The organism is Photorhabdus sp. RM96S (genome assembly GCF_042879335.1).
Lineage (GTDB): Bacteria > Pseudomonadota > Gammaproteobacteria > Enterobacterales > Enterobacteriaceae > Photorhabdus > Photorhabdus kayaii.
The window spans coordinates 106,198-112,990 of the sequence record NZ_JBHFKT010000015.1 but is presented as its reverse complement, the minus strand read 5'-3'; the positions used below and the strand labels follow the sequence as shown (position 1 = coordinate 112,990).

Here is a 6,793-nt window from a genome sequence, read left to right as displayed (position 1 = left end):
AGGGTCTGGTTCGGATTCATGGGCGAGTATTAAAAAGAAAAATAAGGAGAATGAGATCATATAATTACGGTTCATTCAAGGGGGGGGTAAAAAAGTATGCTCGCGCCCTGGCATCATACCAACGAAAAGAGAATAAAACAAAATAATCGCCATAATAATCCGGCACCACTTCATCATCTTAAACCAACCTTTTAATTACTAGTTTGAATTTAAATCACAACGAAGGCTGTGATTTTTTTAATTAGGTTATTGCTCACTTGGTGAGACAATATGTTGTTACATCGCCGAACTTTACAGACTCAATTCAGCGATCTTCTGTGAGTATTTTTACTGTGCGTTACAGGCACTCAAGATACCTCCGTATTCGATCAGAGTTAAATAGCAACATACTCCTGCGTTGGTTGTGTGCCCCACATTCTCAAAAGGTATATATCAGGATTTCTGAGGTTATTGGTTTCTCCTTATCAGGAAAAGTTGTTCTTTCAGATATGCTCTGTTCACTTGGACAAAATTGTCGTTTTCAACCGGAGGGTGATAGATGCTGCTCAATCTTGCCTTTTGTCGATTCTATTATCTCGATTGATCGTAAATTAATCACGTTTGATACTGGTTTTATCAGATAAAATACAGCCAGTCAATCAGTTATGACGATCCCTAACTTGCCGAATTGTTGACACGGCATTCTGTATTGAACAGCCTTATCTGATTAAATATTTTAAAATCGGATTATACGGTTGATGCTATTATTGTTCAGGTCCATAATTGGGAAAATTTTTACACCGGTTTACAAGGTGGTACGTAATGAGTCAAGACGCATACGAAGCTATTCAGGAAAAGCGCCTAAAGCCTTGGAAAGGCGAAGAGGAAGTTCGATACATTTGGATGAAGGTGATAGAAGATGCAACTGGTCTTCATTTGAATGCTGAGCGAGGGCGTAAAGACTCAAGCCATAATCACGTAATCATTGAATTCAAAGCGCCAGGTTTGTTTCGTGGCAAGAAGGACAGCCCTGGCTTCAAAAGTGCCACAGAAGAACGACTTTTGCCATATATACAGTGTGAGTCAGCGAAAACAGGAATTCCTGAATCTGATTTCATTGGAATAGCTATTGACGGTGAACACATTTGTTTTGCTCAGGTCCATGGTGATCAGATTCATACTCAACACTTAATTCCCTTTTCAACCTATGCGGTCGATTTGGTGATTGACGCTTTTGTCTCCGATACGCGAAAAGCCTTAACAACTGAGAACCTATTGGCTGATTTTGGACATGGGTCAGCAGATGCTCGTGAATTTATGCAGGCTATGTCTGATGGCCTGCTTTACTACTTAAAACAGCAAGGCAACAACAAAATTAAAATGCTTTTTGAGGAGTGGAGAACTTTGTACGGCCAAGTTGCTGATATGTCAATTTCACAAACAGAGGCTATTAACAAAGAGATTGCATTTATTTGGAATGGTTTTCGGGAAGATTCTACATCGGCACGGCTATTTGTCATTCATACTTACAATTCGATACTCATTAAACTGTTAGCTGCCGAGATTGTATCAGCACATGGATTAACATCGTCGACTCAACCTGCTCAGAGTATGTCGGCTCAAAAAGATGATGACGAGTTGGTGAATTATTTGGACTACTCTGTCGAGAAATCGGCCATTTTCAGGGAAGCAGGCATTAACGGTTTTGTCGAAGAGGCTATTTTTAGCTGGTATATTGGCCTTGCTAGAGACAAGGTTGTTCCGGCGTTACTACCTTCCTTGAGGCGGTTGCTCTCGGTTTTATCGTTATATCGGCTTGATCACTTATCTAGGACAAGGGATGTTTTGCGAGATCTATACCAAGGTCTTGTTCCTGGCAAACTCCGGCAGAGCCTTGGTGAATTTTACACCCCAGACTGGTTGGTTGATTTTACGCTTCAGAGAGCTGCTAACAACACATTATTAGAGAAGCGTGTGTTAGATCCTACCTGTGGATCCGGGGCATTCTTACTGGCGGTGATTCGCAAAAAACGTGAGCTGGCGGCAATACAGGGGTGGAGTGTGTCTAAAGTTATCAAAAACCTATGTGATAGTGTATGGGGTTTTGATTTGAACCCGCTTGCTGTTCAGACTGCTCGTGTAAATTTCCTGATGGAAATTGCAGACCTTCTCGCTGCATGTCCAGGAATGGATATTGAGGTTCCTGTACTAATGGCTGATGCCATTTATTCACCTGCGGAGATCCCCTCTGGAAAAAATAGAATTGTTGAATACAACATTGGAAGTCAGGTAGCCAAACTGAATATTCACTTGCCTGTTGAGTTAGCTTTAAACAGGGAGCGCCTCGATTTTGTTTTTGAACGAATGGGCAAAGATGTTGAGCAGGGATTAGAGTTCGACAAATCCAGCCAAAAACTGACAGCAGCAAGTATAGTCACCCAAGAAGAGCTATCGAACTGGGACAAACCACTCCGACATACCTATGATCAAGTGTTAAATCTACACAGAAAACAATGGAACGGTATTTGGTTTCGGATTGTCAGGAACTTCTTCTGGTCAGCGGCAGCAGGTAAATTTGATTTAGTTATTGGCAATCCTCCTTGGGTTAGATGGTCAAAGCTACCTGACCTTTATCGTGAACGTGTTAAACCAACGTGTGAAGACTATGGTATTTTTTCTAAGACCAAACGCCATGGTGGGAATGAACTTGATATATCTGCCATGATAACCTATACGGTCTCCGATAAATGGCTGGATATAGGTGGCAAACTAGCGTTTGTCATCACTGGCACACTTTTTAAGAACCCATCATCAGCAGGTTTTAGAACATTTAAACTAGATTCACAGCGAGAGGATTCACTTTATCTTCAACCATTGTCTGTTGATGACATGAAGGAATTAAAACCATTTGAAGATGCAAGCAACCACACGTCTGTTGCGCTGTTTCGAAAATCCATCGTCACCGCACAATACCCCGTAGCTTACAGGGTATGGTCAGCTAATCCTGGTCACAGGAAAGCTATTAGGCCCTGCACACCTCTTAATAACGTGCTGAAAGCTATTTCTCATACGACAAAAGAAGCGTTTCCGGTTGGTGATGAAGGTTCTCCGTGGGCGATACTCGCTCCTGGGCGCTTCAATGCGATTAAATATCTATCATTACAGTGTGAATGGACTAAAGGGCGGAAGGGGATTACCACGGATCTTAACGGAGTTTATTTTGTTCCAATCTTGCAAAACAATGGCACTCTCGTTCAGATTCAAAGCCGCCCTGAAGCTGGACGGAAAGACATTGGGCCACAGAAAACTCAATGGGTAGAGCCCGATATGCTTTACCCTTTAATTAAGGGAGCGAGTGATTTCGATGAGTGCTACTTGAAACTTGATGCTCCAGATTATGATGATGTTGAACAAAGGCTGTTTACATTCGTACCAAACACAGGTATTTCAAATGCTGAGTACGAGAGTGCGGATGCACAGTTGCATTCCCCGAAGATGAAAAAAACCTTAGCATGGTTTAAGGGGTTCGAGAGACTGTTGCTGGAACGTTCTACCTATCGTCGCCAAATGAAAGGTGCTCCTTACCATGCTGTTTATAATGTTGGTGATTACACCTTCAAACCATGGAAAGTGATATGGCCGGAAATGTCCTCATCGTTTTATGCAGCGGTTGCAAGCTTTCAGAATGTACCTGTTGTTGGCGAACGTGTTTATATTCCAGATCACAAAGTATACTTTGCATCCTTTGATAACAAAGAAACAGCGTATTATTTGTGCGGATTACTGAATTCATTAACTGTTCAAGAATGGATTAACAGTCACAATGTATCCATTCAAGTTGCGGATGTGTTCAAACATCTATCATTACCTAATTTTGATATTACCAACACGATGCACACTAACCTTGCAGAGCTTGTTGAGGAGGCTCACCAGTGTCACGACAAAACAGAACGCCAGAAAATTATCAAGCGAATAAAATCGGTCGCGGAGAATGTTTTGATCGCTTGGAGTGTAACGCTCGTAGAATAACTGACAAAGAATAAGTTGGCTATTTATGGCAAACATCATTAACTGGCCTGATTATGTCGTCCTGTCTGTCTCCGAACTGGAGCATGATTACCAGGTACATGTAGGAACTGCCAGCCCACCTACTCACTGCATCCACTGCAAACATTCTCGAATCGTTGGCTTTGGCCGTCGTGATGAGGTGATCATGGATACTCCTGTCAATGGCAAGCGGACAGGGATTATACTGAATCGCCGCCGCTACCGCTGTCAAGTATGTTGTAAGACGTTTATGGAACCAGTACCGCACAAGGATGGTAAGCGGCAAATGACTCACCGCTTGATCCAATACATCGAGCGCGAGAGTCTACGGCGCACCTTCTCCAGCGTAGCAGAGGACGTAGGCGTGGATGAAAAGACTGTTCGTAATATATTTCACGACTCCTGTGAGCGACTGGAAAAGACCCTCAATTTTGAAATGCCTAAATGGCTGGGTATTGACGAAATCCATATCATAAAACCCCGGTGCGTTATCGCCAATATCGAGCTGCAAACCATTGTTGATATGCTCGATAACAATAACAAAGCCTCTGTTATGCGCTACCTAACTAAACGAAAAGATCGCTATCAGGTGCGCTATGTAGCTATGAATATGTGGCGACCATACAGAGATGCAGTGGCTACTATGATCCCTGACGCTACGGTTATCATCGATAAGTTTCATGTTGTCCGTATGGCGAATGAGTCACTAGAAAGAGTGCTAAAGGTCATCAGAGGCGGCTTGAACGTTCAGCAGCGTCGAAGACTGATGAAAGATCACTTTGTGTTGCTGAAACGTCGCCACGAGCAGACAGATGCCGAATATATGCGATTATCTGACTGGATACTCAACTATCCTGAGCTGGGTTATGCTTACGAGCTGAAAGAGTCATTTTTCGACATCTGGAACTTCAAAAATAGGTACGAGGCACAGCAAGCTTACTATGTTTGGCTTAGACAGATAACACCTGAAATGAAGGTGCATTTTGACCCACTCGTTAAAGCTATAGATAACTGGCACGATGATGTTTTTGCTTACTTCGACCACCCGATCTCCAATGCTTATATAGAGAGTCTGAACAACCTGATTAGCGTGGTGAATCTTGTTGGTCGTGGTTACAGTTTTGAAGCATTGCGAGCTGATATACTGTTTACTAAGGGCTTTCAGAAGAGAAAGAATCTCCACTATCAACGTCAACGGATTCCTGAGCAGGTATGCGGACCAGAGTCGGAAACGTTAATGAATTACGGTGTAGATATATCAGCACTGGTAAGAGAGATAGAAACGGGGCGATTATAGCCTTGTTTCAACACTCCAACCCAAGTTCTTTTAACTTCCGTGTAATAGTATTGCGTCCCCAACCCAGCAATCGGGCAGCATCTTGTTTATGGCCTTTGGTATGCTTAAGTGCACAATCAAGTAAGGTACGCTCCAATAATGGTAATGCTTCAGATAGCAGATCCTGCTGACCATTTTCCAAGGCATTTGTTGCCCACTGGGCAAGTAGCTGCGACCAGTTTTCCGGTATGGTATTGGTAGGTGTTCTATTTGCGGGTACGGTATTTACAGATGTTGTTGTGCCGATTTCGGTATGATGGGGTTCAAATAATTCAGACGGCAAATCTTGTACTAGTACCTCTTGGCTTGCCGCCATGACTGTCAGCCAACGGCAGATATTTTCCAACTGGCGAACATTGCCCGGCCAGGGTAAGCGCATTAAGGCCATTTCTGCGTCAGGATGGAGAATCTTTGTTTCTACGCCCAACTCTTTGGCGGTCTGTTGTAGGAAATGACGCGTCAGGCGAGGGATATCCTCCACTCTGTCACGTAACGGCGGTAATTGCATACGAATAACATTGAGGCGGTGATAGAGATCTTCACGGAATTTTCCTTGCTCTACCAAACGTTCTAGATCCTGATGGGTTGCCGCGATAATTCTCACATCCACTTTTACGGGAGCATAACCGCCAACTCGGTAGAACTGACCTTCCGCCAATACCCGTAACAGACGGGTCTGAATGTCCAGAGGCATATCACCAATTTCATCAAGAAACAGTGAACCGCGATTAGCCTGTTCAAACCGCCCATGACGTACCTGATTAGCGCCGGTGAAAGCCCCTTTTTCATGACCAAACAACTCTGACTCAATTAAATCTTTAGGGATGGCTGCCATGTTAAGGGCAATAAATGGCTCATTGGCCCGTGGGCTGTGACGGTGTAGCGCATGGGCCACCAGCTCTTTTCCGGTACCGGATTCGCCATTAATCAGGACGCTGATAGAGGAACGGGAGAGGCGGCCGATAATGCGGTAAACGTCCTGCATGGCAGGCGCCTCTCCTATCATGTCAGAAACGGGTGTGACGACCTGCGGGTTTTTAGTTGGCTGATTCTGATCGCGGGAGTGGCTAAGTGCCCGTTCCAGCAAAGCAACGGCTTCATCAATATCAAAGGGTTTTGGTAAGTAGTCAAAAGCCCCTTGCTGATAAGCACTGACCGCAGCATCCAGATCAGAATGAGCGGTCATAATGATGACTGGCAGCAACGGGTTGCTCTGTTTGATATTATTCAGCAGGTTTAGCCCATTCATTCCCGGCATACGGATATCCGAAATCAGTACATCAGGCGTGTTTTGGGCTAGTGCGGTCAGGGCGCTATCAGCGTCTGCAAAACTGGTACATTCCATCCCCGCGTTACTTAACGCCCGCTCCAGTACCCAGCGGATTGAACTGTCATCATCGACGATCCAGATTTTTCCCTGTTGCATCGTTA

General features: G+C 44.1%; 3 protein-coding genes. 2 read left to right on the top strand and 1 reads right to left on the bottom strand.

What is annotated here, in order from left to right; translation table 11 throughout:
* Positions 1 to 801: 801 nt before the first annotated feature.
* Together ACGF49_RS11250 and ACGF49_RS11245 are read left to right on the top strand one after the other, a co-directional pair.
* Positions 802 to 4,008, top strand: coding sequence for an Eco57I restriction-modification methylase domain-containing protein (locus ACGF49_RS11250; protein ID WP_271859126.1), 3,207 nt, complete (start codon positions 802 to 804; stop codon positions 4,006 to 4,008).
* A 25-nt stretch (positions 4,009 to 4,033) separates the two neighbouring features.
* Positions 4,034 to 5,323 carry an ISL3 family transposase gene (locus tag ACGF49_RS11245; protein WP_113041199.1) on the top strand — a complete coding sequence of 430 codons (1,290 nt, stop codon included), beginning with the start codon at positions 4,034 to 4,036 and terminating at the stop codon, positions 5,321 to 5,323.
* 7 nt (positions 5,324 to 5,330) lie between these two features.
* Here the strand turns inward: ACGF49_RS11245 and glnG are convergent, their stop codons facing one another.
* Positions 5,331 to 6,788: a nitrogen regulation protein NR(I) gene (gene glnG, locus ACGF49_RS11240; protein WP_113041198.1), complete on the bottom strand. Its 1,458-nt coding sequence runs from the start codon at positions 6,786 to 6,788 to the stop codon at positions 5,331 to 5,333.
* Positions 6,789 to 6,793 lie beyond the last annotated feature (5 nt).